Here is a 1,595-nt window from a genome sequence, read left to right as displayed (position 1 = left end):
CCGTCGTCTTTCACGATTATCTCGCGGCAATCGTGTCGTTCGCGGGAGGAAATGACCACGGTGCCCGTGCCCTCCTCGGTTTTGCGGATGCCGTGGCGCACGGCGTTTTCCACCACGGGTTGCAGTGTGAGCGTGGGCAGCAGGAAGTCCCGGCATCCGATGTCGTAGACGACGTGCAGGTCGTCGCCGAAGCGCAGCTGCTCGAGCTCCAGGTAGGCCTGCGCGTGCGCGAGCTCACGTTCGAAGGGGACGGGTGCTTCCTGCGAGAGTGCGTCCACGTTCTCGCGCAGATAGCGGGAAAAGGTGCCGATGGCCTGCTTCGCCTCGGGAGAGTCTTGGCAAAGGCGCCCGATGGCGCCGAGCGTGTTGCATAGGAAATGTGGCTGCAGCTGGCTGAGCATGATATTGGATTTCAGGCGCGTGTTTTCCGCTTTCGTTCGGTAGTAGCGCTCTGCCCAGTCTGTCTGGATGGTTGCGAGCATCACGAAGGCGGCAATGGCCGTCGCGAGCACGATGACGTACACGCCATACGAGAAGATCTGGATGCCCATGGCTATCGCGGGCAGGATGATGCACGCTCCGAACGCCATGCATTCGCGATGGGTGAGCTGCTTCCAGCGCCGGATGAGCGCGATAAGGCTATCGGCCATGATGAGGATCGGCGGGAGGAGCAGGATGGGGTAGAACTCTCCCCGGTGGTAGGCGCCGTGGGAATCGAAGAAATAGAAGGCGCCCGTAAGCTCCGTGAACACGAGCATCGCCGTGTACACGACCCAGAGGAAAGCCGCTATGCGAAACGCCGTGCTTCGGCGCCAGTTCTCGCCACAGGCATGCAGCAGGAACGCCAAGAGCACAAGGGTTGCGGAAGCCGAGCTTATCGACTCGAGGAAGAGCAGGGCCCGCTGGGCGAAAACCGCAGCCTCGCCTTCCTGGAAAGAGGCCAGTTGGCCGAAGAGGTCGAAGGACACATACGCTGCAAGCAGGGAGAACAAGACGGTGAAGAACTGGTGCGTGGTCTTGTCGAAGTGCCGGTCGATAAGCGCCTGTGCAAGGCCCAGAACGCAGATCGCGAGCCCCGTCGCGGCGACGGCGAGGTTGATGCTTGTCGTCGCTTCGCTCATGGCGTTCCTTTCCGCACGTCGCCCGTATCCCGGTCCTGCTACAGGATACGCCGGGAAGCGTGGCACGCGACACGGGAAGCGCGCCAGCGTTACATATTTGTTTCTGTTCACACGTCGTGGTGCCTCTTGTAACGTTCGCGTTCTCCCCGCTTGCTAGAATCCACGCGGCGGCTTTCCAGTGGATCCTCCCCCCTACTATCTGCTTTGGAAGGCCGCTATCTGTTTTCTGCCTGACTGCCGGGGTGTGTGGCTCTATCAGAGGCAGAATAACCAGACAGGGAAAAACCGACGCTCGTGCCATCTTCCGGCCGAAGCGCGAAAGGACGCTTTTCATGCTCGATAGACTATCCGATGCGGTGAGGACCTTCATGCCGCTTATCGTGTTGGCGATTGCCGCCCTGGCGCTGTTCGTACCCGATACGTGCCTGTGGGTGCAGACCGCATGGATAAAAGTCGGATCGTAGCCATGTCGTT

Annotated in this window: 2 protein-coding genes; one reads left to right on the top strand and one right to left on the bottom strand. The window is 60.6% G+C overall.

Annotated features, from left to right (window positions below):
• A partial coding sequence (locus AC04P6_RS06540) for a sensor histidine kinase (protein WP_475565815.1) occupies positions 1–1,121 on the bottom strand: 1,121 nt, incomplete at its 3' end.
• Positions 1,122–1,453: 332 nt separating this feature from the next.
• Here AC04P6_RS06540 and AC04P6_RS06535 point away from each other — a divergent pair.
• Positions 1,454–1,585, top strand: a complete 132-nt coding sequence (locus AC04P6_RS06535; protein ID WP_475565814.1) for a hypothetical protein — start codon at positions 1,454–1,456, stop codon at positions 1,583–1,585.
• The last annotated feature ends 10 nt before the right edge of the window (positions 1,586–1,595 follow it).

Source organism: Denitrobacterium sp., assembly GCF_056180635.1.
This window is presented reverse-complemented; position numbering and strand designations above follow the sequence as displayed.